At 69.8% G+C, this 22,535-nt stretch carries 24 protein-coding genes; 16 read left to right on the top strand and 8 right to left on the bottom strand.

From position 1 onward, the window contains the following. Positions 1 to 38: 38 nt before the first annotated feature. Positions 39 to 1,376 carry an argininosuccinate synthase gene (gene argG / locus ACQY9S_RS12665; protein WP_428420054.1) on the bottom strand — a complete coding sequence of 446 codons (1,338 nt, stop codon included), beginning with the start codon at positions 1,374 to 1,376 and terminating at the stop codon, positions 39 to 41. A gap of 132 nt (positions 1,377 to 1,508) precedes the next feature. Between argG and ACQY9S_RS12660 the strand changes: the two genes are divergently transcribed. Continuing rightward, positions 1,509 to 1,883 carry a YdeI/OmpD-associated family protein gene (locus ACQY9S_RS12660; protein WP_428420053.1) on the top strand — a complete coding sequence of 125 codons (375 nt, stop codon included), beginning with the start codon at positions 1,509 to 1,511 and terminating at the stop codon, positions 1,881 to 1,883. 73 nt (positions 1,884 to 1,956) lie between these two features. Further along, complete coding sequence (locus ACQY9S_RS12655) at positions 1,957 to 2,892, top strand: bestrophin family protein (RefSeq protein ID WP_428420052.1); 936 nt, start codon at positions 1,957 to 1,959, stop codon at positions 2,890 to 2,892. Positions 2,893 to 2,927: 35 nt separating this feature from the next. Here the strand turns inward: ACQY9S_RS12655 and ACQY9S_RS12650 are convergent, their stop codons facing one another. The 4 genes from ACQY9S_RS12650 to ACQY9S_RS12635 are packed head-to-tail and all read right to left on the bottom strand — an operon-like array spanning position 2,928 to position 7,413. Beyond that, on the bottom strand, positions 2,928 to 4,388 hold the full coding sequence (locus tag ACQY9S_RS12650) for a serine/threonine protein kinase (RefSeq protein ID WP_428420051.1): 1,461 nt from the start codon (positions 4,386 to 4,388) through the stop codon (positions 2,928 to 2,930). Next, on the bottom strand, positions 4,385 to 5,128 hold the full coding sequence (locus tag ACQY9S_RS12645) for a metallophosphoesterase family protein (protein ID WP_428420050.1): 744 nt from the start codon (positions 5,126 to 5,128) through the stop codon (positions 4,385 to 4,387). The genes ACQY9S_RS12650 and ACQY9S_RS12645 overlap by 4 nt, the downstream gene beginning before the upstream one ends. Positions 5,129 to 5,168: 40 nt before the next feature. After that, the gene (gene argF, locus ACQY9S_RS12640; RefSeq protein WP_428420049.1) at positions 5,169 to 6,131 is read right to left on the bottom strand and encodes an ornithine carbamoyltransferase; all 963 of its coding nucleotides are present in this window, start codon (positions 6,129 to 6,131) and stop codon (positions 5,169 to 5,171) included. Positions 6,132 to 6,177: 46 nt separating this feature from the next. Next, positions 6,178 to 7,413, bottom strand: coding sequence for an aspartate aminotransferase family protein (locus ACQY9S_RS12635; protein ID WP_428420048.1), 1,236 nt, complete (start codon positions 7,411 to 7,413; stop codon positions 6,178 to 6,180). A gap of 281 nt (positions 7,414 to 7,694) precedes the next feature. Between ACQY9S_RS12635 and ACQY9S_RS12630 the strand changes: the two genes are divergently transcribed. Continuing rightward, positions 7,695 to 7,979, top strand: a complete 285-nt coding sequence (locus tag ACQY9S_RS12630; protein ID WP_428425718.1) for a DUF3579 domain-containing protein — start codon at positions 7,695 to 7,697, stop codon at positions 7,977 to 7,979. 106 nt (positions 7,980 to 8,085) lie between these two features. Here the strand turns inward: ACQY9S_RS12630 and rpsT are convergent, their stop codons facing one another. Next, on the bottom strand, positions 8,086 to 8,379 hold the full coding sequence (gene rpsT, locus ACQY9S_RS12625) for a 30S ribosomal protein S20 (RefSeq protein WP_428420047.1): 294 nt from the start codon (positions 8,377 to 8,379) through the stop codon (positions 8,086 to 8,088). Positions 8,380 to 8,541: 162 nt separating this feature from the next. Here rpsT and murJ point away from each other — a divergent pair, with 162 nt between their 5' ends. From murJ to ACQY9S_RS12570, 11 genes are all read left to right on the top strand, one after another. Continuing rightward, the gene (gene murJ / locus ACQY9S_RS12620; RefSeq protein ID WP_428420046.1) at positions 8,542 to 10,107 is read left to right on the top strand and encodes a murein biosynthesis integral membrane protein MurJ; all 1,566 of its coding nucleotides are present in this window, start codon (positions 8,542 to 8,544) and stop codon (positions 10,105 to 10,107) included. Between the two features lie 270 nt (positions 10,108 to 10,377). Beyond that, positions 10,378 to 11,247 (top strand): SirB1 family protein, encoded by an 870-nt coding sequence (locus ACQY9S_RS12615; protein WP_428420045.1) that lies wholly within the window; start codon positions 10,378 to 10,380, stop codon positions 11,245 to 11,247. Between the two features lie 174 nt (positions 11,248 to 11,421). After that, positions 11,422 to 12,483 (top strand): AI-2E family transporter, encoded by a 1,062-nt coding sequence (locus ACQY9S_RS12610; protein WP_428420044.1) that lies wholly within the window; start codon positions 11,422 to 11,424, stop codon positions 12,481 to 12,483. Positions 12,484 to 12,494: 11 nt separating this feature from the next. Further along, complete coding sequence (hda, locus tag ACQY9S_RS12605) at positions 12,495 to 13,175, top strand: DnaA regulatory inactivator Hda (protein ID WP_428420043.1); 681 nt, start codon at positions 12,495 to 12,497, stop codon at positions 13,173 to 13,175. Next, on the top strand, positions 13,172 to 13,840 hold the full coding sequence (locus ACQY9S_RS12600; protein ID WP_428420042.1) for an HAD family hydrolase: 669 nt from the start codon (positions 13,172 to 13,174) through the stop codon (positions 13,838 to 13,840). Before hda ends, ACQY9S_RS12600 begins: the two co-directional genes overlap by 4 nt. Beyond that, positions 13,837 to 15,447, top strand: coding sequence for a polynucleotide adenylyltransferase PcnB (pcnB, locus tag ACQY9S_RS12595; protein ID WP_428420041.1), 1,611 nt, complete (start codon positions 13,837 to 13,839; stop codon positions 15,445 to 15,447). Before ACQY9S_RS12600 ends, pcnB begins: the two co-directional genes overlap by 4 nt. A gap of 2 nt (positions 15,448 to 15,449) precedes the next feature. Then, entirely contained in the window at positions 15,450 to 15,941 is a 492-nt protein-coding gene (folK, locus tag ACQY9S_RS12590; RefSeq protein WP_428420040.1) for a 2-amino-4-hydroxy-6-hydroxymethyldihydropteridine diphosphokinase, read from the top strand. 13 nt (positions 15,942 to 15,954) lie between these two features. Beyond that, positions 15,955 to 16,311, top strand: coding sequence for a DMT family protein (locus ACQY9S_RS12585; RefSeq protein ID WP_428420039.1), 357 nt, complete (start codon positions 15,955 to 15,957; stop codon positions 16,309 to 16,311). Between the two features lie 14 nt (positions 16,312 to 16,325). Continuing rightward, positions 16,326 to 17,048 (top strand): deoxynucleoside kinase, encoded by a 723-nt coding sequence (locus ACQY9S_RS12580; protein WP_428420038.1) that lies wholly within the window; start codon positions 16,326 to 16,328, stop codon positions 17,046 to 17,048. Positions 17,049 to 17,114: 66 nt separating this feature from the next. Further along, positions 17,115 to 17,762, top strand: coding sequence for a DUF47 domain-containing protein (locus tag ACQY9S_RS12575; RefSeq protein WP_428420037.1), 648 nt, complete (start codon positions 17,115 to 17,117; stop codon positions 17,760 to 17,762). An 8-nt stretch (positions 17,763 to 17,770) separates the two neighbouring features. Then, positions 17,771 to 18,781, top strand: a complete 1,011-nt coding sequence (locus ACQY9S_RS12570) for an anion permease (RefSeq protein WP_428420036.1) — start codon at positions 17,771 to 17,773, stop codon at positions 18,779 to 18,781. 19 nt (positions 18,782 to 18,800) lie between these two features. Here the strand turns inward: ACQY9S_RS12570 and ACQY9S_RS12565 are convergent, their stop codons facing one another. Then, positions 18,801 to 19,322, bottom strand: a complete 522-nt coding sequence (locus ACQY9S_RS12565; protein ID WP_428420035.1) for an SRPBCC family protein — start codon at positions 19,320 to 19,322, stop codon at positions 18,801 to 18,803. Between the two features lie 60 nt (positions 19,323 to 19,382). Continuing rightward, a complete protein-coding gene (locus ACQY9S_RS12560; RefSeq protein ID WP_428420034.1) occupies positions 19,383 to 20,375 on the bottom strand; it encodes a YncE family protein in 993 nt (330 codons plus the stop codon). Between the two features lie 89 nt (positions 20,376 to 20,464). Between ACQY9S_RS12560 and ACQY9S_RS12555 the strand changes: the two genes are divergently transcribed. Then, a complete protein-coding gene (locus ACQY9S_RS12555) occupies positions 20,465 to 21,448 on the top strand; it encodes a UDP-2,3-diacylglucosamine diphosphatase (RefSeq protein WP_428420033.1) in 984 nt (327 codons plus the stop codon). Next, complete coding sequence (locus ACQY9S_RS12550) at positions 21,445 to 22,512, top strand: glycosyltransferase family 4 protein (protein ID WP_428420032.1); 1,068 nt, start codon at positions 21,445 to 21,447, stop codon at positions 22,510 to 22,512. The genes ACQY9S_RS12555 and ACQY9S_RS12550 overlap by 4 nt, the downstream gene beginning before the upstream one ends. Positions 22,513 to 22,535 lie beyond the last annotated feature (23 nt).

Raw genomic sequence — 22,535 nt, 5'->3', positions numbered from 1 at the left:
GGCCGGCGGCGCGAGGCGCTGCCGGCCGCCGGGCTTGCTCAGGGCGTGTCGTCGCTCTGCAGGCGTGCCAGCGCCGCGCCGCTGCCGAGCGACAGCAGCCCGGCCTGGGCATAGATGCCGAGCTTGTCGCGGGTGTCGACGATGTCGAGGTTGCGCATCGTGAGCTGGCCGATGCGGTCCTGCGGCGAGAAGCTCGATTCGCCCTTCTCCATCGTCAGCCGCTCGGGGTGGTAGGTCAGGTTGGCCGAGGTCGTGTTCAGGATCGAGTAGTCGTTGCCGCGGCGCAGTTCCAGCGTGACTTCGCCGGTGATCGCGCGCGCCACCCAGCGCTGCGCGGCCTCGCGCAGCATGATGGCCTGCGGGTCGAACCAGCGGCCCTGGTAGAGCAGGCGGCCGAGCTTGCGGCCGTTGTCGCGGTACTGCTCGATGGTGTCCTCGTTGTGGATGCCGGTGACGAGGCGCTCGTAGGCGATGAACAGCAGCGCCAGGCCCGGGGCCTCGTAGATGCCGCGGCTCTTGGCCTCGATGATGCGGTTCTCGATCTGGTCGCTCATGCCCAGGCCGTGGCGCCCGCCGATGCGGTTGGCCTCCAGCAGCAGGTCGACGGTGCTCGCGAACTCCACGCCGTTGAGCGCCACCGGGCGGCCTTCCTCGAAGCGCACCGACACCGCCTCGGGCTTGACGACCACGTCCTCACGCCAGAACGCCACGCCCATGATGGGCTGCACGATCTTCATGCCGCTGCTCAGGTGCTCGAGATCCTTGGCCTCGTGCGTGGCGCCGAGCATGTTGGAGTCGGTCGAGTAGGCCTTCTCGGCCGACATCTTGTAGCCGAAGCCCGCTTTCGTCATGAACGCCGACATCTCGGCGCGACCGCCCAGCTCGTCGATGAAGGCCTGGTCCAGCCAGGGCTTGTAGATCCGCAGCGCCGGGTTGGTGAGCAGCCCGTAGCGGTAGAAGCGCTCGATGTCGTTGCCCTTGAAGGTGCTGCCGTCGCCCCAGATGTTGACGTCGTCTTCCTTCATCGCGGCCACCAGCATCGTGCCGGTGACGGCGCGCCCGATCGGCGTGGTGTTGAAGTAGGTGACGCCGGCGGTCGAGATGTGGAAGGCGCCGCACTGCAGCGCGGCAATGCCTTCGGCGACCAGTTGCGTTCGGCAGTCGATCAGGCGCGCCTGCTCGGCGCCGTACTGCAGGGCCTTGCGCGGGATCTCGTCGTAGTCCGGCTCGTCGGGCTGACCGAGGTGGGCCGTGTAGGCATAGGGAATGGCACCCTTGTTGCGCATCCAGTGCAGCGCGGCGCTGGTGTCCAGACCGCCGGAGAATGCGATGCCGACCTTCTGGCCGGCGGGAAGGTGCTGAAGAATGGTTGCCATGGTCGGGAGTGGGGCTGCAGGTTCGTGCTCGCCGTGCGGTGTGACGCGCAGGACGCGCGGGTGAGGTCAAATCGGCGATGCGCAGATTTTAGGCGCCTGCCCCGCTGCCCACCGTGACCCAGAAAGCCCGAGATGCCCGGAGACACCCTGCCGCCCCATGCCGTCGAGGCCGATGACCGTGCCGCTTGGCGGCGCTGGCTGAGCAAGCACCACACCCAGGCCAACGGCGTGTGGCTGGTGATGGCCAGGAAGGGCAGCGACTACGCGTCCCCGAGCCCCGACGAAGCCATCGAGGAGGCGCTGTGCTTCGGCTGGATCGACAGCAAGTCCGGCCGGCTCGACGAGCGCCGCTCGCTGCTGTGGTTCGCGCCGCGCAAACCCAAGAGCGCCTGGTCCGGCCCGACGCAGCGGCGCGTCGAGGCGCTGGAGGCGGCCGGCCTGATGCACCCGAGCGGCCAGGCCAAGGTCGACGAAGCGCGGCGCAGCGGCTTGTGGCACAGGCCCTAGGCGCCATGCCCCTGCATTGCCAGTCGAGCGCCGGCGAGCGCTCCGTCCCGCCGCCATCGAGCGGGCCGCCCCCATGATCCTCGTCGACCGTCCCAATGGCCTGCGGCTGTTCTTCGCCTTGCGCGGCTCGATCCTGCCACGCATCTTCTGGAGCCTCGCCACCTGCACGGCACTGGCCAGCGCGGTGTCGCTCAGCCACGGCTTCCTGTTCCGGTGGAAGGTGACGCTGACGCCCGTGCCGTTCACGCTGATCGGCCTGGCGCTGGCCATCTTCCTCGGCTTTCGCAACACGGCCGCCTACGACCGCTACTGGGAGGCCCGCCGGCTCTGGGGCGACGTGGTGCACCGCTCGCGCAGCATCGCGCGCCAGTTGCAGACGCTGTTCCAGGCGCCCAGTGCGCCGCCGCCGGTGAGGGACGATGCGCGCGCCGTGATGGTCCGGCGCACGATCGCCTTCGCCCACGCGCTGCGCCACCAGCTGCGCAGCAGCGACGCCGCACCCGACATCGAACGCCTGCTCGGCCACGAGGAGGCGCGCGCGTTCCAGGCGGCGACCCTGGGGACCGAGCATCTGCTGCGCGGCGTCGGGCGGGGTCTGGGCGACGCGATGCGCGCGGGGCAGCTCGACGCCCGCATCGCCGCCGAGATCGACGGCAACCTCTCGGGCCTGTCGGCCGCCGCGGCCGGCTGCGAACGCATCGCGAGCACGCCGATCCCGTTCGCGTACACGCTGCTGCTGCACCGCACGGCCTACCTGTACTGCTTCCTGCTGCCGTTCGGCCTGGTCGACCTGATCGGCTTCATGACGCCCTTCGTCGTTGCCATCGTCGCCTACACCTTCTTCGGCCTGGATGCCGTGGGCGACGAGATCGAGGAGCCCTTCGGGATGAAGGTGCACCACCTGCCGCTGGCGGCGATCTGCCGGACGATCGAGATCAACCTGCTGGAGGCGCTGGGCGAGAAGGACTTGCCGGCCGCGCCGCAGGCGGTGGGCTCCGTGCTGCACTGAGCCGCGGGCCCGACCCTCTCGCCCACCGCCGCGCTTCAGCCGCCGCGGCCGGCGGGGTCGCGCACCACCGTGACGCTGCAGTCGGATTCCGCGACCACCTGGGCCGAGACGCTGCCGAGGTAGCGGCGCAGCGGCGAGGCGCTGCGCGCGCCCATGATGATGTGGTCGACCTCGTTGCGGCGCGCGAACTCGACGATTGCGTTCGCCGCATCGGGCGCTTCCAGCACGTGGAAGGTCACGCGCCCGGCGCGTTCGGGGCTGTCGAGGCCGAGCGCCTGCTGCAGCGGGCGCGCCCAGTGCTTCAGCGCGACCAGCTGCTTGACGTGCAGGCTGCGGCCCTCGGCGTCGACCAGCTCGTCCATGCCGATGCGGGCGGTCTTCATCACGCCCACGCAGGCCAGCCGCGCGCCGGCCTCGGCCTGCAGGAAGTGCTGCACCGTCTCGCTCAGCATCTGGAGCAGGCCGGGCGTGCCGTTGACGTCGACCGCCGCCATCAGGATCGCGTGCCGCGGCAAGTCGGCGCTGGCGCTGCCCCGTGGTTCGGGCTCGGAGCCGATCGAGGCGAACCAGCGCCGCAGCGCCGTCAAGCGTCCGGCACGCCCGCGCTTCTCGGCGCGCTCCGTCAGCTGCACCTGCTGCGGATGCATCAGGTCGAAGGCCAGTTGCGCCGCCGTGTCGTGGCGCCGCCCGGCCCGCGGCTCGAGGCAGCGCAGGATGATTTCCTGCAGCCAGGGCGGGCAGTCGGGCCGCAGCACGCGCGGCGGCACCGGTTCGCGGTAGAGGCGCTTGCGCAGGCCGGCCACACTGGTCGGCTGGCCGAACGGCCGCGCGCCGGTCGTCAGGTGGTAGAGCATCACGCCGAGCGCGTAGAGATCGCTGCGCGGCTCGTCGCGCACGAACTGGATCTGCTCCGGCGACATGTAGGGGCCGGTGCCCATCGGCAGCGTGAACTCCTCGTCCAGCAGGTCGGGCAGGTGGTCGTGCCGCGCCAGCCCGTAGTCGACCAGCACCGCCTCGGCCTCGCTGCCGTCGGCGTGCTGGCGGAACAGGATGTTGCTCGGCTTCACGTCGAGGTGGATCACGTGCTGGCGGTGCAGGTCGTGCAGCGCCGTGGCGACCTTGGCGCCGATCTCGGCGACTTCGGCGATCGGCAGCGGCGCGCGGTCGAGCCGCGGGCGCAGCGTTTCGCCGGGCAGGTGCTCCATCACGAGATAGGGCTGGGCGGTGAAATCGCCCTGCGCCACGTAGCGCGGCACGTGCGGTCCCTGCAGGCGCGGCAGGATCATCTGCTCGACCTCGAAGCCGACGATCGTCGCCGGGTCCTCGCCGCCCTTGATGCGCGGCAGCTTCATCAGCATCGGCAGCGCGTGGGCCGGGTGGGTGACGCGCCACAGGTTGGCCATGCCGCCCTGGTGCAGATGTTCCTCGAGCCGGAAACCGTCGATCACGGTGCCCGGCTGCAGCGGCATCGGACCCGCGCCCGCGTGGCTGCTCATCGCCCCTCGATCAGCCGCTGGGCGAGCCGTTCGGGCAGACCGGCGCGGCGGATCTTCGCGGCGGCGGCCTCTTGGTCGTAGGGCACGCGATGAAAGCTCAGGTTCAGGCTGTCGCTGTCGTACAGCGCCCAGCAGGCCGCCGGGTTGCCGTCACGCGGCTGGCCGACCGAGCCCGGCAGCACCAGCCACTGCCGGTGTGCCGGCACCGGGATCGCCACGCCGGACACCGGCGTGAACTGGCCCGTCTTGCCGGTGCCCGCCAGGTGGTAGAGCTGCGGCTCGTGCACGTGACCGATGAAGACATGCCGCGCCGTCGTGGCCTGCAGGCAGCGCACCGCATCGTGCCGGCTGGTCACGTACTCCCAGTCGGCCGGGGCCCAGGTGTTCGCGTGGGCGAACAGGCAGCCGGCGCGCTCGACGGTCAGCGGCAGCGCTTCGAGGAAGGCGAGCTGCGCCGCGTCGAGCTGGGCGCGCGTCCAGGCGATCACCTGGCGCGCGTCCTCGACCATCGTCGGGCGCGGGCCCTCGGCCGCCGACTCGTCATGGTTGCCCTTGAGCACGATGGCGCCGCGGCTGGCGAGCGCACGGACCGTGTCGACGACCCAGGCCGGGTCGGCGCCGTAGCCGACCAGGTCGCCGAGGATGGCGTAGTCGGTCGCGCCGCAGCGGTGCGCGTGATCGAGGCAGGCCTCGAAGGCTTCGCGGTTGGCGTGCAGGTCGGTCAGCAGCGCGAGCTTCATGGCAGGGCGCGGAGCAAACCGTTTCGCGGGCGGCGCGGTTTCAGCCGATCCGGCCGAGCAACAGGTACTCCATGAGCGCCTTCTGCACGTGCATGCGATTTTCGGCCTCGTCCCAGACCACCGACTGGGCGCCGTCGATCACCTCGGCCTCGACCTCCTCGCCGCGGTGCGCCGGCAGGCAGTGCATGAAGAGTGCATCGGGCTGCGCCGCGGTCATCATCTTGCGGTCCACGCGCCAGTCGGCGAAGGCCAGCCGGCGCGCATCGTTCTCGGCCTCGTAGCCCATGCTGGTCCACACGTCGGTGGTCACGAGATGGGCGCCGCGGCAGGCATCCATCGGGTTCTTGAAGACCTTGTAGCAGCTGGTGTTCGTGATGCCGGCGACGGCCGGGTCGATCTCGTAGCCGCTGGGCGTGCTCACATGCACCGTGAAACCCAGGATCTCGGCGGCCTGCAGCCAGGTGTGGGCCATGTTGTTGCCATCGCCGACCCAGGCGACCACCTTGCCGCGCAGGCAGTCCAGCGCGTTGCCGTGGGCGCCGCGCACGCCGCGGTGCTCGATGTAGGTGAACAGGTCGGCGAGGATCTGGCAGGGGTGGTACTCGTTGGTCAGGCCGTTGATCACCGGCACGCGCGAGTGCGCCGCGAAACGCTCCAGCTTGGCCTGCTCGTAGGTGCGGATCATCACCACGTCGACCATGCGGCTGATGACGCGCGCGCTGTCCTCCACCGGCTCGGCGCGGCCGAGCTGGCTGTCGCCGGTGGTCAGGTGCACCACCGAGCCGCCCATCTGGTACATGCCGGCCTCGAAGCTCACGCGGGTGCGGGTGCTGGCCTTCTCGAAGATCATCGCCAGCGTGCGGTCGACCAGCGGCGTGTACTTCTCGTAGTTCTTGAAGCGGCGCTTGATGATCGCGCTGCGCTCGAACAGGTAGGCGTACTCCTCGGCGCGGAGGTCCTTGAACTGCAGGTAGTGTTTGATGAGGCTGGAGCCGGATTTCATGGCGCTCGCTCGGGCGGAGATCATGGGATGCTGCGCGAACCGCGGTTCATGCGGCCGGCGGCGGCGCGCCGAGGAAGCTGCGGATCAGCGGACACAGGATCGCCACGACGCGCTCGGCCTGCGCGGCGCTGAGGATCAGCGGCGGCACCAGGCGGATCACGCGGTCGGCGGTCACGCTGATCAGCAGGCCGGCTTCGGCGGCGCGGCCGAGCAGCTCGCCGCAGGGGCGGGCCAGCTCGATGCCGATCATCAGGCCCTGGCCGCGGATCTCGATGACGCCGCCCGCACCGGTCACGTCGGCGAGTTCGCGCGCCAGCCCGGCCCGCAACGCCGCCCCGACGGTCGCCGCGTTCTCGAGCAGGCGGTCCTGTTCCATGATCGCGAGCGTCTCGATGCCGGCCCGCATCGCCAGCGGATTGCCGCCGAAGGTGGAGCCGTGGTTGCCGGGACCAAGCACCGTGGCCGCGCGCGGGCCGCAGACGACGGCGCCCACCGGCACGCCCGACCCCAGGCCCTTGGCCAGCGGCATCACGTCGGGCAGGATGCCGGCCCACTGATGGGCGAACCACTTGCCGGTGCGGCCGATGCCGCACTGCACCTCGTCGAGCATCAGCAGCCAGTCGTGCTCGTCGCACAGCCGCCGCACGGCCTGCAGGTACCCGGCCGTGGCTGGGTTGATGCCGCCTTCGCCCTGGATCACTTCAAGAAAGACAGCGACCACGCCCGGCCGGGTGTTCGCCACTTCCTCGATCGCCGCCACGTCGTTCAACGGCACGCGCACGAAGCCCTCCACCAGCGGTCCGAAGCCAGCCTGCACCTTCGGGTTGCCGGTGGCCGACAGCGTGGCGATCGAGCGGCCGTGAAAGGCCTTTTCGTAGACGATGATCTCCGGGCGATCGATGCCCTTGTCATGGCCGAACTTGCGGGCGATCTTCAGCGCCGCTTCGTTGGCCTCGAGGCCGGTGCTGCAGAAAAAGGCGTTCGTCAGGCCACTCAACTCGCACAGCTTGGCGGCGAGCTGCTCCTGCAGTGGCGCCTGGTAGTAGTTGGAGCAGTGGATCAGCTTGCCGATCTGGTCGGTCAGCGCCGGCACCAGCTTCGGATGCGCGTGGCCCAGCGTGTTGACCGCGATGCCGCCCAGCGCGTCGAGGTATTCGCGGCCCTCGGTGTCCCACACGCGGCAGCCCTGGCCATGCGACAGCGCGAACGGCAGGCGGCCGTAGGTGTTCATCACGTGGGAGGCGGAGGTCGGCGGCGACTTGAGGGCTTCGGGCGCGTTCATGAGCGGCTTCCTCGCAAACTGGGGCTCGGTGAATGAAAAAGGCGCAGTCCATCACGGACGCTGCGCCTGCTCGATTCTACGGATGCCCGGCTGTCATCTCCCGCAAGGCTGGCGGGCGCCGCTCCTCGCACGGATTTGCCGTTTGCGTCTGCTGCAGTGCAGCACAATACAAAAACTTGTCGCCGCCAAGAGCGCTGTCCCGTCCGTGCTGACCCGTGCCCACACCCACCAGCCCCAAACCCAGAGAAGTCTTCATCCAGGGCCTGACCCTGGACGGACGCATGTTCCGGCCCAGCGACTGGGCCGAGCGCCTCGCCGGCGCGATGTCGAGCTTTCGTCCCGGGGGCGCGCAAATGGGCCGTGCGGCCTACATCGGCTATTCGCCGTACTGCGTGCCCAAGGTGATCAACGGTGTCAGATGCGTCGTCGTCAACGAGGCACTGCGCGAGCTGGAGCCGATGGCGTGGGACTTCGTCATGAACTTCGCGCGCGACAACCAGCTGCAGGTGGCCGAGGCGTGTCTGCTGCCCGACGCGCCGGCTGCGGCGCCGCGCCCCGAGCGGTGATCCCAATGAAGCAGGGCTCCTCGGGAGGCGCCCTGCTTGTTTTGGATGCCCCCAACGAAAAGGGCCCCTTGCGGAGCCCTTTTTCTTTCCACACCCGGATGCGGCTTCAGGCCGCCAGCGCCTTGACCTTGGCCGACAGGCGGCTCTTGTAGCGAGCGGCCTTGTTCTTGTGGAACAGACCCTTGTCGGCGATCGAATCGATCACCTTCTGGGCCGACTTGAAGGTTTCACCGGCCTTGGTCTTGTCGCCAGTGGCCACGGCCTTGAGCACGCCCTTGATGGCAGTGCGGAACTTCGAGCGCAGCGAGGTGTTGGCGGCGTTCAGGCGGACGTCCTGACGCACGCGCTTGCGGCCCGACGCGATGCGGACCGATTTCTTGACTTTGGAAGAGGTGGCCATTCTGTGACTGGGTTCCGGGTGGGAAGCCTGAAAGTATAGCACTGGCGAGCGCCGCTCAATCGGCTCGCACCAGGGGCCGGCCGAGACGTTAGTAGGCACTATCTATACTCGCGCACCTTTCCTGCCTGTGCAGCCTGCGCCGAGCGGCTGTGTTGTCTGCCCATGAACCTGCTGCGCGCCGCGTCGACCGTCTCCCTGCTGACGCTGGCGTCTCGCATCACCGGACTGGTACGCGAGCAGATGGTGGCCGCCGCGTTCGGGGCGAGCGTGATGACGGATGCCTTCAATGTCGCATTCCGCATCCCGAACCTGCTGCGTCGCCTGTTCGCCGAGGGCGCGTTCTCGCAGGCCTTCGTGCCGCTGCTGGCGCAAAGCCGGGCGCGCGACGGCGACCAAGTGACTCATGCGTTGATCGACGCCGTGGCCACGGTGCTGTTGTGGGCGCTGCTCGCCACCTGCGTGCTCGGTGTGGTGGGGGCGCCGCTGCTGGTATGGCTGATGGCCCAGGGGCTGCAGAAGAGCGGCGGCTTCGACCTCGCGGTCGTGATGACGCGTTTCATGTTCCCCTACATCGGTTTCATGTCGCTGGTCGCGCTGGCGGCCGGCATCCTGAACACCTGGAAGCGCTTCGCGGTGCCAGCCGCCACGCCGGTGCTGCTGAACCTGTCGTTCATCGCCGCCGCCTGGTGGGGCGTGCCGCGGTTCAGGGCCTGGGGCATCGAGCCCATCTACGCGCTCGCGGTCGGCGTGATGGTCGGCGGCATGCTGCAGCTCGGCGTGCAGTTGCCGGCCTTGAGGCGCATCGGCGCCCTGCCGCGTGTCGGGCTCTCGATCGCCCGTCTGCGCCTCGCCTGGGCCCACCCCGGCGTGCACCGCGTGCTGCGGCAAATGGCGCCGGCCATCCTGGGTGTCTCGGTCGCGCAGATCTCGCTGCTCATCAACACGCAGATCGCCACGCAGATCGGTGCCGGCGCGGTGTCGTGGCTGACCTATGCGGACCGGCTGATGGAGTTCCCGACCGCCTTGCTCGGCGTGGCGCTCGGCGTGGTGCTGCTGCCCCAGTTGTCGGCGACCCAGGCCGAGGGCAGCGGTGAACGCTATGCCGCACTGCTCGACTGGGGGCTGCGCCTGGTCGTACTGCTGACGCTGCCCTGTGCGGTGGCGCTCGTCGTGTTCCCCGAGGCGCTCGTGGCCGTGCTCTATCACCGTGGCGCCTTCAGCGCCTTCGACGTGCACCAGACCGTGACGGCGCTCAGGGGCTACGGCGCCGGTCTGCTGGGTCTGGTGGCGCTGAAGGTGCTGGCGCCGGGCTTCTACGCCAAGCAGGACATCCGCACGCCGGTCAAGGTGGCGATCGTCGTGCTGGTGCTCACGCAGTTGCTGAACCTGGTGTTCGTGCCGCGCCTCGGCCATGCCGGGCTGGCCTTGTCGATCGGTTGCGGCGCCCTGGTCAACGCGCTGTGGCTGCTGATCGGCCTGCACCGCCGCGGTAGCTGGCGCGCGGCGCCGGGCTGGCCGGCGTTCGGCGCCAAGGTGTCGATCGCCAGCGTCCTGATGGGTTGCGGCCTGGCGTGGGCCGCGCAGTCTTTCGACTGGGTCGCGCTCGGCAGCCACGAGCTGCGGCGCGCGGGCTCGCTGGCCGTGGTGCTGCTGGCGGCGGCGGCGCTTTACTTCGGCACGCTGCTGGCGCTCGGCATCCGGCCGAGGCAATTCGCCCGCCGCGCCTGACGCGGCGCCGGCACCGGTGGGACGCGACCTACAGCGCATCGCGCCGCGTCCGGCCGACATGCGGTGCGCGACTGCCTACAGTCTCCCCGGGTCGACGCCCGCGCGGCGCCACCCACGAGAGTCGAGCGGCCAGCGACAAGATCCAGGATGCCACCAAGGACGCGAAGAAGGATCTCGGCCGCTGAGGTCTCACGACGCCCGGCGGGGGCCGTGCCGGCGCCCCTGCCGTGCCGGCTCGCCGAGCGCGGCAATCCGCTCTAGACTCGGCGCATGTCCGCACCGTTTTCAGTCGAGGTGCCCACCGCCCTGGAGCACTTCGCGGCGCTCGTGGCCGACGACGCCAGCCTCTCGCTCACCGAGGCCGCCATCTCCATTGCACAGGACGAGCATCCTCTGCTCGACAGCCAGACGGTGCTCGCCGAACTCGACGCGCTGGCCCATCGCCTCGAGCGCCGCATTCCCGCCGACGCACCGCCGGTGCAAAAGCTCCGCTTCCTGAACCGGTATTTCTTCCAGGAACTCGGCTTCGCCGGCAACGTGAACGACTACTACGCCAGCGGCAACAGCTACGTGCACGAAGTGCTGCGCACGCGCTGCGGCATCCCGATCTCGCTGGCCATCATCTACCTCGAGTTTGCCGGCCAGATCGGCCTCGTTGCGCGCGGTGTTTCCTTCCCGGGGCATTTCCTGGTCAAGGTGAAGATGCCGCAGGGCGAGGTGATCGTCGACCCCTTCACCGGTCAGTCCTTGTCGCGCGACGAACTCGACGAGCGGCTGGTGCCCTACAAGCGCCGCCAGGGCCTGCAGGGCGAGTTCGACATGCCGCTGGGCCTGTTCCTGCAAGCGGCCTCGCCGCGCGAAGTGCTGGCCCGGCTGCTGCGCAATCTGAAGGAGATTCACCGGGCCGCCGAAGACTGGCCCCGCCTGCTCGCGGTGCAGCAGCGCTTGGTGCTGCTGCTGCCGCGGGAGTGGGACGAGCGCCGCGATCGTGGCCTGATCCAGGCCGAACTCGGTGTCTGGGATGCTGCGGCCGACGACCTCGACGCCTACGTGGCCCACAGCCCGCAGGCCGAGGACCGCCGGGCGATCGCCGAGCGCGCCGCCGAGCTGCGCGCGCAGGGCCGGCCTCGCCTGCACTGAGGCGGCGCCCGGCCGTTGGAAGGGCGGTCGTGGCCCCACGGGGCGGGCAGGCGGCGAGCGCCCCATAAAATCGGGCACTTGGGCGGCGGTCCTCCTGAACGGGGCCGCACGGCCCCGCGAACGCCGAACTCGCGTGACCCGTCCGCCCCCCCCCGCCTCCCACATCAAGCACCCATGCCCCTGACAGCCGCCCAACAACAGAGCCTTGCCTGGTTCGGCATCGGCGCCGCGCTGGCGCTGGCGCTGTGGCTGCTGGGGCCGGTGCTGACGCCGTTCGTCGTCGCTGCCGTGCTCGGCTATGCGCTGAACCCGCTGGTCGACGGCCTCGCGCGCCGTCGCGTGCCACGCCCGCTGGCCGCGTTGCTGATCGAGGCGCTGGCGCTGCTGGTCGCCCTGGCGGCGCTGCTGCTGGTCGTGCCGATCCTCGTGAAGGAGCTGCCGGTGCTGCGCGACCAGATCCCCGTGCTGCTGACGCGCCTGGACACCTGGCTGCAGCCGAATCTGTCGCGACTGGGCATCGACGTCTCGCTCGACATTGCCAGCATCAAGGCCTTCATCCTCAGCCACATGGGCGACAACACCGAGAGCTGGCTCACCACGGCGTTCGACTCGCTGCGCATCGGCGGCAGCTTCATGCTCGGCCTGCTGGGCGGTGCGGTGCTGCTGCCGCTGGTGCTGTACTACGTGCTGGTGGACTGGCCGCAGATCGTGGCGCGCACCCAGGCGCTGGTGCCGCCGCGCCGGCGCCCGGGGTTCGACAGTTTCATGGCCGAGTGCGACCGCATGCTCGGCCAGTACCTGCGCGGGCAGCTGCTGGTCATGGGCATCCTGGCGGCCTTCTACAGCATCGGCCTGGCGCTGTTCGGCTTCGACCTGGCTCTGCCGGTCGGCGTGTTCACCGGCGTGGCGGTGTTCATTCCCTATGTGGGCTTCGGCCTCGGGCTGGTGCTGGCGCTGCTGGTCGGGCTGCTGCAGTTCGGCGGACTGTACGGCGTCGTGGCGGTGGCGGTCGTCTACGGCCTGGGGCAGGTGGTCGAAAGCTTCTACCTCACACCAAGGCTGGTCGGCGAGCGCATCGGGCTGCATCCGATCACGGTGATCTTCGCGCTGCTGGCCTTCGGCCAGCTGTTCGGCTTCATCGGCGTGCTGATCGCGCTGCCGGTCAGCGCGGTCGGCGCGGTGGCCTTCCAGCGCCTGAAGGCGCTCTACCTCAGCAGCCCGCTGTACCAGGGGTGAGCGCCACGCGCATGAAGCAACTGCCCTTGCTGCTCGGGCCCGGCCCGGCGCAGCGCTTCGAGAACTTCGCGGTCGGTGCCAATGCGGTGACCGTGAGCGCGCTGCGATCGGTGGCGCCATCGTCGCCACCGGTCTACCTGTGGGGCCCGGCCGGTACGGGCAAGACCCATCTGCTGCGCGCGCTGGCCTGCGAAGCGCTGGGGCGCGGCGAGCGGGTCGGCGCCTTCGGGCCGTCGCTCGAGCCGCCGTGGAGCTGGGGCGAAGGCTTCGAGCTGGTGCTGCTGGACGGCTGCGATGACTTCGATGCCGCGCAGCAACACGCCGCCTTCGCGCTGTTCGTCGAGGCGGCGACCCACGGTGTGCCGGTCGCCGCGGCCGGGCGGCTGCCGCCGGTGGATCTGCCGGTGCGCGAAGACCTGCGCACGCGCCTGGGCTGGGGGCCGGTGTTCCAGCTCCTGCCGCTCGCAGACGCGGAGGTGCGCGCGGCCCTCAAGCGCGAGGCCGAGCGCCGCGGCATCGCCCTGTCCGACGAGGTGACAGGCTACCTGCTGACCCATTTCGCGCGCGATCTGGGCTCGCTGATGGCATTGCTCGATGCGCTCGACGAGTTCGCACTCAGCGAGCAGCGCGCGGTCACCGTGCCCCTGCTCAAGCGCATGCTGGCCGAGCAGGCCGTCAAGGAAGGTGCATGAATCTCTGCCTGTTCGATCTCGACCACACGCTGCTGCCGCTGGACTCCGACCACGCCTGGGGCGAGTTCGTCGTGGCCCTCGGCTGGGCCGATGGTCCGCAGCAGCGCCAGGCCAACGATGCCTTCTATGCGCAGTACCAGGACGGCACGCTCGACATCGCGCAGTACATCGAGTTCGCGACCCGTCCGTGGCGGCGGCGTCCGGCGGCGGCGCAGGCGGCGGCGCATGAGCGCTTCATGCGCGAGTTGATTCTGCCGGCGATCCGGCCCGAGGCCTTGGCCCTGGTGCGCGAGCACCGGCAGCGCGGCGAGCTGATCGCCATCGTCACCGCGACCAACGAATTCGTGACCCGGCCGATCGCGGCCGCTTTCGGCGTCGAGACGCTGATCGCGGTGGAGCTCGAGCGCGACGCCGCGGGCGCCGTCACCGGCCGGATCCGGGGCACGCCGTCCTTTCGGGAAGGCAAGACGGTGCGCGTCGAGCAGTGGCTGCGCAGCCTGGGCCGCCGTGTGCAAGACTCCGAGCGCATCACCGTCTACAGCGATTCGACCAACGACCTGCCGCTGCTCGAGCTCGCGACCCATCCGGTCGCGACCAATCCTTCGCCGGCGCTCGAGGCGATCGCCCGCGAACGCGGGTGGCCCCTACTGAAACTGTTCCCATGATCAAGAGACTCATCAACAAGCTGCTCGGCAAGGGCGACGACGGCACGCCCAAGGCCGCCCGTGCCGGCAAAGGCCAGGCCAAGGCCGGCAAGCGCGTCGAGGTGCCTCAGGCCGAGCACGGCATCGATCCGGCGCTGCTCGACGAGCGCGCGCTGAAGGTGGTGGCGACGCTGCAGGAGGCCGGCTACGAGGCCTACATCGTCGGCGGCGCGGTGCGCGACATGATGCTGGGCCTGCGCCCCAAGGACTTCGACGTCGCCACCAACGCCACGCCGGAGCAGGTGAAGGGGCTGTTCCGCCGCGCCTTCATCATCGGGCGGCGCTTTCGCATCGTGCACGTGGTCTACGGCCGTGGCCGCGAGCACGAGGTCATCGAGGTGTCGACCTTCCGCGCCTACCTCGATTCGGCCGCCGCCGAGCAGGTGGCCGGCAACGAGAAGACCTCGAAGGCCGAGCTGTCCGGCAAGAGCCACGTGGTGGACGCCAGCGGCCGCGTGCTGCGCGACAACGTCTGGGGTCCGCAGCACGAGGACGCCGCGCGGCGCGACTTCACCGTCAACGCGCTGTACTACGACCCGCAGACGCAGATCGTCGTCGACTACCACGGCGGCATCGCCGACGCCAAGAAGCGCCTGCTGCGCATGATCGGCGACCCGCTCACGCGCTACCGCGAGGACCCGGTGCGCATTGTGCGCGTGGTGCGCTTCGCGGCCAAGCTCGGCTTCGAGATCGAGCCGAAGACGCGTGCGCCGATCCGCGACTGCGCGGCGCTGCTCGAGGCGGTGCCGATCTCGCGGCTGTTCGACGAGATGATCAAGCTGCTGCAGACCGGTCATGCGCTGGCCTCGATCGCGCAGCTGCGCAAGCAGGGCCTGCTCGGCGCCGGCCCCGGTTCGCACGGCATCTTCCCGCTGCTCGACGCGGTGCTCGCCGATGCCGGGCGCAACCCGGCCCGCGCGGCCTTCATCGACGCGGCGCTGGCTGACACCGACCGCCGCGTTGCCGAGGACAAGCCGGTCGCGCCGAGCTTCCTGCTCGCCTGCCTGCTGTGGCACGAGGTGCTGGGGGGCTGGGACCGGCTCAAGGCCCAGGGCGAGCCGCCCTTCCCGGCGCTGCAGCAGGCGATCGACGCGGTGTTCGACGCCCGCATCGGCGACATCTCCGGGCGCGGCAAGCTCGGTGCCGACATGCGCGAGATCTGGATGATGCAACCGCGCTTCGAGCGCCGCAGCGGCAGCACGCCGCTTGGCCTGGTGGAGCAGCCGCGTTTTCGCGCCGGCTTCGACTTCCTGCGCCTGCGCGCCGACACCGGCGAGGTCGAACCCGAGCTGGCCGAGTGGTGGGAAGACTTCTCGCTCGGCGACGACGAAGAGCGCCGCGCGCTGCTCGAACTGGCGCGCGAGCAGGACCACGGCCGGCGCGCGGCCGGCGCCGGTACCGCCCGCAGCGGTGGTGGTGGCAGCGGTGGCGGTGGTGACGGTGAAGCCCCCGCTGCCGGCGGCGATGCGCCGGCGAAGAAGCGGCGGCGCCGGCGCCGCAAGCCGGCCGGCGAGGCGGTGGCTTCCGGGGCCGTGCTGGCGGCCGCGGCGGGCGATGGGGATGCCTGAGCATGGCGGGTGTGTGGCGCGCCTACATCGGCCTGGGCGCCAACCTGGGTGATGCGCGGCTCACTTTGAAGACGGCACTGGCCGCGCTGGCCGAACTGCCGGACACGCGGCTGGTGGCCAGCTCCTCGCTGTACCGCAGCGCCCCGATCGAGTCGAGCGGCCCGGACTACGTCAACGCGGTCGCGGCGCTGGACACGGCGCTCGGTCCCCATGCGCTGCTGGCCGCGCTGCAGTCCATCGAGCAGGCGCATGGCCGCGAGCGACCCTACCGCAACGCGCCGCGCACGCTGGACCTCGATCTGCTGCTGCACGGCGACACGCGGCTCGACACCCCGACGCTGACGCTGCCGCACCCGCGCCTGCACGAGCGCGCCTTCGTGCTGCGCCCGCTGGCCGAGATCGCCCCGGCGCTGGTGCTGCCGGGCCGGGGCGCCGTGTCCGCCTTGCTGCCGGCCGTCGCCGACCAGGCGGTCGAGCCCTGCCCGCCGGTCTGACGCCAGAGCCGCCATGAACCTCTCCCTGCCGATCCCGCTGCAGACCATCCTGCTGCTGACCGCGTCGAACTGCTTCATGACCTTTGCCTGGTACGGTCACCTGAAGAACCTGGCCGACCGCCCGTGGTACGTGGCGGCGCTGCTGAGCTGGGGCATCGCACTGTTCGAGTACCTGCTGATGGTGCCGGCCAACCGCATCGGCGTGCAGCAGTTCAGCGTCGGGCAACTCAAGATCATCCAGGAGATCGTCACCTTGAGCGTGTTCGTGCCGTTCGCCGTGTTCTACCTGCGCGAGCCGCTGAAGCTCGACTACCTGTGGGCCGGGCTGTGCCTGGTGGGCGCGGTGTACTTCATGTTCCGTTCCTCGTGAGTGCCAGGGCCGACATGCGTTTCGCGCACGTGGTCGTCGAAGGCCCGATCGGCGTCGGCAAGACCACGCTGGCACGCGCGCTCGCGGCGCACTGGGGCGCGAAGCTGGTGCTGGAGCAGCCGGCCGAGAACCCCTATCTGGCGCGCTACTACGAGCACATGGGCGAGCACGGCAGCGGCCGCGGCAACCCGCTCGCCTTGCAGACCCAGCTCAGCTTCCTGTTCCAGCGCGTCGAGCAGCTCAGGGAACTGGGGCAGGGTGGCATGTTCGACCACCACGGCGTGGTCAGCGACTTCCTGTTCGCCAAGGACGCGATCTTCGCGATGCTCACGCTCGACGACGAGGACCTGGCGCTGTACCGCCAGATCTACAAGCGCCACAGCGCGCAGGCCCCCCAGCCGGACCTGGTGATCTGGCTGCAGGCCGAGCCCGACGTGCTGATGGCGCGCGTGCGCCGCCGCGGCATCGAGATGGAGCGCCACCTCACCGAGGACTACCTGCGCGCGTTGTGCCGGGGCTACCTGCGCTACTTCGCCAGCCACCGGGGTGCGCCGGTGCTGGCCATCAACACCGAGGCCTTCCACCCGAGCGAGAGCCCGACCGATTTCGCCCGCCTGCTCGAGCGCGTCGAGCGTTTCCAGGGGCCGTTCGAGTTCTTCGATCCGCCGGATGCGCCCGGCCGTGCCGCCGATGGCCAAGTCAGCGACACGATCGCCGGGGGGCTGATCGAGCTGTGACAGTAATGTGACAATCCGGCTCGCGCGGCGCCGGCCCTCGGCGCCGCACTTGCATCTGGAGCGTCCATGCTGTTCGGCAAGCTGCTGCCGCGTGAAGGCAATTTCTTCGAGCTGTTCAACCAGCACGGTGAGCACATCGTCGAAGGCGCGCGCGCCTTCATCGCGATGATCGAGCACTACGCCGACGTCCCCGTGCGCGAGCGCCACGCTGCCGCCGTGATCACCGCCGAACAGAAGGCCGACAAGATCACGGCCGAGGTCAACCGCCTGCTGCACAAGACCTTCATCACGCCGCTGGACCGTGAGCAGATCCACGGCCTGATCAACGCGATGGACGATGTGCTCGACCTGCTGCAGGACACCACCGAGACGATGAGCCTGTACGACGTGCGCCGCATGACCGAGGAGACGCTGCGCCTCGGGCAGCTCAGCGCACGCTGCTGCGAGCGGGTGCGCGACGTGGTGGCGCTGCTGCCGCGCATCAGCGAGCCGAGCGCGGTCGAGGCCGCGATGAAGACCTGCGAGGAGATCGACCACCTCGAGAGCGACGCCGACCGCGTGATGCGCTCGGCGATGAGCAAGCTGTTCCGCGAGGAGCCGGACGTGCGCGAACTGATCAAGCTCAAGGCGATCTACGAGATGCTCGAATCGATCACCGACCGCTGCGAGGACGTGGCCAACCTGATCGAGGGCATCGTCCTCGAGAACTCCTGACCTGGTCCGTGGAATCGGTCCAGCTCGGCTTCTGGGTCGTGGCGCTGCTGGTGCTGCTGGCGATCGCGTTCGACTTCATGAACGGCTTCCACGACGCGGCGAACTCGATCGCCACCGTGGTCTCCACCGGCGTGCTCAAGCCGCAGCAGGCGGTGGTGTTCGCGGCGGTCTTCAATTTCATTGCGGTCTTCGTGTTTCACCTGTCGGTGGCGGCGACCATCGGCAAGGGCATCGTGCAGCCCGGCGTCGTCGACCCGAACGTGGTGTTCGGCGCGTTGATCGGCGCGATCGCCTGGAACCTGATCACCTGGTACTACGGCATCCCGTCGTCCAGCTCCCACGCGCTGATCGGCGGCATCGTCGGAGCCGTCATCGCGAAGGCAGGGCCCGATGCGCTGGTGCTGGCCGGCGTGCTGAAGACGGTGGTTTTCATCATCGTCTCACCGCTGCTTGGCTTCGTGCTCGGCTCGGGGCTGATGGTCGCGGTGGCCTGGGTGTTCCGCGGCAAGACGCCACTGCGCATCGACCGCTGGTTCCGCCGCGCGCAGCTGGTCTCGGCCGGCATGTACAGCCTGGGCCACGGCGGCAACGATGCGCAGAAGACCATCGGCATCATCTGGATGCTGCTGATCGCCTCCGGCTATGCGTCGGCGAGCGATGCGTCGCCGCCCTGGTGGGCGATCTGGTCCTGCTACATCGCCATCGCGCTGGGCACCATGATCGGCGGCTGGCGCATCGTGAAGACGATGGGGCAGAAGATCACCAAGCTCAAGCCGGTGGGCGGCTTCTGTGCCGAAACCGGCGGGGCGATCACGCTGTTTCTCGCGACTGCGCTGGGCATCCCGGTATCGACGACGCACACGATCACCGGCGCGATCGTCGGCGTCGGCTCCACGCACCGCCTGTCGGCGGTGCGCTGGGGCGTCGCCGGACGCATCGTCTGGGCCTGGATCTTCACGATCCCGGCCTCGGCGCTGATCGCTGCGGTGTTCTACGGGTTGAGCCGGCTGCTGTTCTGAACGCCGCCGCGGCGTCGTCTCACTGCTTCTCGACCAGCTTCTTCAGGTTCGCCAGCCCGGCCTGGTAGACGCCGGTGACGGCCTTGACCGCCGCCTCGTCGTTCTGGTCCGGCGGCGGGTCGTTGTTGGGGAAGCCGCGGTAGAAGGCGCCGCGCCATTCGACGACCGACGTGCCGCCGTCGCCGCTCACGCTGATCGTCGAGGTGTAGTTGCTCACCGGCAGCGCGCCGCCGTCCTTCGCGCGGTAGCTGTAGGACTTGCCTTCCGCGTTGTAGCGCTCGAGCGATTCGACCAACTCGCCGCCGCCCTTGAGCTTGAGGGTGCGCACCGAACCTTCCGCGTTGCCCTTGTCGGCCGGGCTCTCGGCCACCGCGGGGTGCCACTTGGCGAGCGCGTCGAAGTCCTTGATCCGGGCCCACACCGCATCGGCCGGTGCATCGATCGTGATCCTCTCGATCACCTTCTGGCGCGTCGGGCCGTGGGCCAGCGCCACGCCGGACGCCAATGTCAGTGCCGCGAGGGCGAGCCACCGTGAAAACATCGAAAGTCTCCTGTCTGTTGGGGGAAACGCAGAGGACGGGGCGTGAGCCTTCGCCTCGATTCAGCGTGCGACCGGCTCACCGACAAAGGCACCGAAACCGCGCGGGTTCCGGCCGGTGTCCACGCGGCGCAGGAGCCGGCCGCTGGCGGCATCGAGCACCGAAACATTCTCATCCATCCAGTTCACGACGAGCACCCGGTCACCGACCGAGGCTACCCCTTCCGGGTAGCCGAAGCCCGTCAGGGTCTGTACCAGCGTCAGTGTGTCGGGATCGACCACCGAGACCGTGTCATCGTGCTGATTGGTGACGTACAGCCGCCGGCCGCCGTCGGCCAGTGCGGCGCCGTAGGGCGCCTTGCCCACCTTCACGCTGCCGATCACGCGGGGCGATGCGGCATCGCGCAGGTCGACGACGGAGATGTCGTTGCTGTTGACGTTCATTGCATACAGCCGCCGGCGCGGTGCATCGAGCAGCAGCGCGAACGGGTGCTCGCCGACCGGCACCCGCACGTGCACCGTGGCGCTGGCCACGTCGACGAGGGCGACGCAGTCGTCGTCGCGCTCGGCCACGAAGACGGTCTTGCCATCGGCGGCCACCGCCACCCCGGCCGGCGCGCGGCCGAGCGGCACCCGCAGCACCTGCGCGTGCGTGCTGGTGTCGAAGCCCAGCAGGTGCTGGCCGAACCAATCGGCCACGTAGACGCGCCGGCCGTCGGCCGAGGCGTCGATGCCGACCGCGCCCCGGCCGGCCGGCAGGGTGTCGATGACGCGCTGGGTTCGCATGTCGACGACCGAGACGGCATCGCTGTCCGGCGCGGTGACGAACACCTTGCCGGCGCGGCTGACGGCGACCACGCCTGCAGGCGATCTGCCGACCGGGACGGTGGCGGCGACCCGGTCGGTCGCCAGGTCGATCACCGAGACGCTGTGGTCGCCCTGGTTGGTGATGTAGGCATAGGGTGCGGCCTGAACGGCGACGGCGCCGAGCAGCAAGGCGAGCAGGGCGATCGTCGGGCACCGCATCGGCGCGGTCGTGGGCAGGAACGATCTCATGGGCGCACGATACCAACCGCCGTGGAAGTCACCGAATCGTCATGCCGCCGACGTGGGCGTGTCATCGCCGCGCGCGACCATGGCGGTCCATGCGATGGACATCCCTTTCGTTCCGTGCCACCGGCACGCGCATGGCGAGCGCGCCGGACGCGTGGCCGTCGCCCATCGCACCGTTGCCGCCGGATGACGAGGGCGAAGGCAGGCTGCAGGTCCGCAGCGTCTGGATCTCCGACGTGCACCTCGGCACGCCCGGCTGCCAGGCCGTCGCGCTGCTCGACTTCCTGAAGACGGTCGAGAGCCAGCACCTCTACCTCGTGGGCGACATCGTCGACGGCTGGCAGCTGCGGCGCAGCTGGTACTGGCCGCAGGCGCACAACGACGTGGTGCAAAAGCTGTTGCGCAAGGCGCGCAAGGGCACGCGCGTGGTGTTCGTGCCCGGCAACCACGACGAGTTCGCGCGCAAGTACCTCGGCCACGACTTCGGCGGCATCGAGGTGCTCGAGGACTGCGTGCACGTCACCGCCGACGGCCGGCGCCTGTGGATCACCCACGGCGACTACTTCGATGGCGTGATCCAGTGCGCCAAGTGGCTGGCGCACGTCGGCGACTCGGCCTATGAATTCACGCTCCGGTTGAACCGCCACTTCAACTCGCTGCGCGCACGGCTCGGGCTGCCGTACTGGAGCCTGTCGAAGTACCTCAAGCTCAAGGTCAAGCGCGCGGTCAGCTTCATCGGCGACTTCGAACACGCGGTGGCGCGCGAGGCGCGCAGGCGCGGCGTGCACGGCGTGGTCTGCGGCCACATCCACCATGCGGAGCTGCGCGAGATCGACGGCATCGTCTATGCGAACGACGGCGACTGGGTCGAGAGCCTCACCGCGCTCGTCGAGCATGTCGACGGGCGGCTGGAAATCCTCGACTGGAGCCACCGTGCCTCGTCCGGTCGAGGTTCCCGTGCACCGCAGACTGCCGGCGCGGTGCGTGCTGCCACGCCGGTGAGCGTGGTGCAGCCGCCGAAGGCGAAGCTCGGCGCGGGCGTCGGGCTGGGTGCCGGCACCGAGCTCGCCGCATGAAGCTGCTGCTGGTCACGGATGCCTGGCATCCGCAGGTCAACGGCGTCGTCACGACGCTGGTGGAACTGGTGGACGGTCTGCGCGAACGCGGGCACGAGGTCGAGGTGATCGAGCCGTCAGGCTTTCGCCGCTTTCCCTGCCCGGGCTACCGCGAGATCGAGCTGTCGTGGCGGCCCGGTGCCGAGGTCGCACGCCGGCTCGACGCGGCCGGCGCCGATGCGATCCACATCGCGACCGAAGGTCCGCTCGGCATGGCCGCGCGCCGACACTGCCTGCGTCGCAAGCTGGCATTCACGACGGCCTTCCACACCCGCTTCCCCGACATCCTGGCCAAGGCCCTGCATGTGCCGACGAGCTGGGGGTATGCGTGGTTCCGCCGCTTCCACGAAGCTTCGAGTGGCGTGATGGTGCCGTCGGACGGCATGCGGCGCCTGCTCGAGGCGTATCGCTTCCGCCGCCTGCGCGCCTGGTCGCACGGCGTGGACCTGCGCCTGTTCGCACCGTCGACCGACAGCGAGTTGGATCTGCCGCGACCGATCTTCCTGTATGTCGGGCGCGTGTCCTACGAGAAGAACCTCGAGGCCTTCCTCGAGCTCGACCTGCCCGGCAGCAAGATCGTCTACGGCGTCGGGCCGCTCGAAGCCGTGCTGAGGCGCCAGTATCCGCAGGTCCATTGGCGCGGCGTGGTGCCGCGCACCGAGCTGCCGGTAATCTATAGCGCGGCCGATGTCTTCGTGTTCCCGAGCCGCTCCGAGACCTTCGGCCTGGTGATGCTCGAGGCCATGGCCTGCGGCACGCCGGTCGCAGCCTATCCGGTGGCCGGCCCGCTGGACGTGGTGGGCGACTCGCGCGGCGGCGTCCTGCACGAGGACCTGCGCGTCGCCGCGCTGCGTGCGCTGGAACTGCCGCGCGAGGGGGCCCGGGCCCGCGCACTGCAGTTCGACTGGTCCTCGGTGTGCGACCAGTTCGTCGGCCTGCTGGTGCCGGCTCATCGGCATGCCCGATTGACGACGAGCGCCGGCAGGGCGCGCGAGAACGACTTGTCGAGCGCCCCCGTCGCCTAGGGCCTGTTCACGCAACGCGAGGC

The organism is Methylibium sp., from assembly GCF_965279545.1.
Classification (GTDB): domain Bacteria; phylum Pseudomonadota; class Gammaproteobacteria; order Burkholderiales; family Burkholderiaceae_C; genus Methylibium.
Note: the sequence above shows the minus strand (reverse complement) of the source record. Positions and strands in the feature narration are given on the sequence as shown.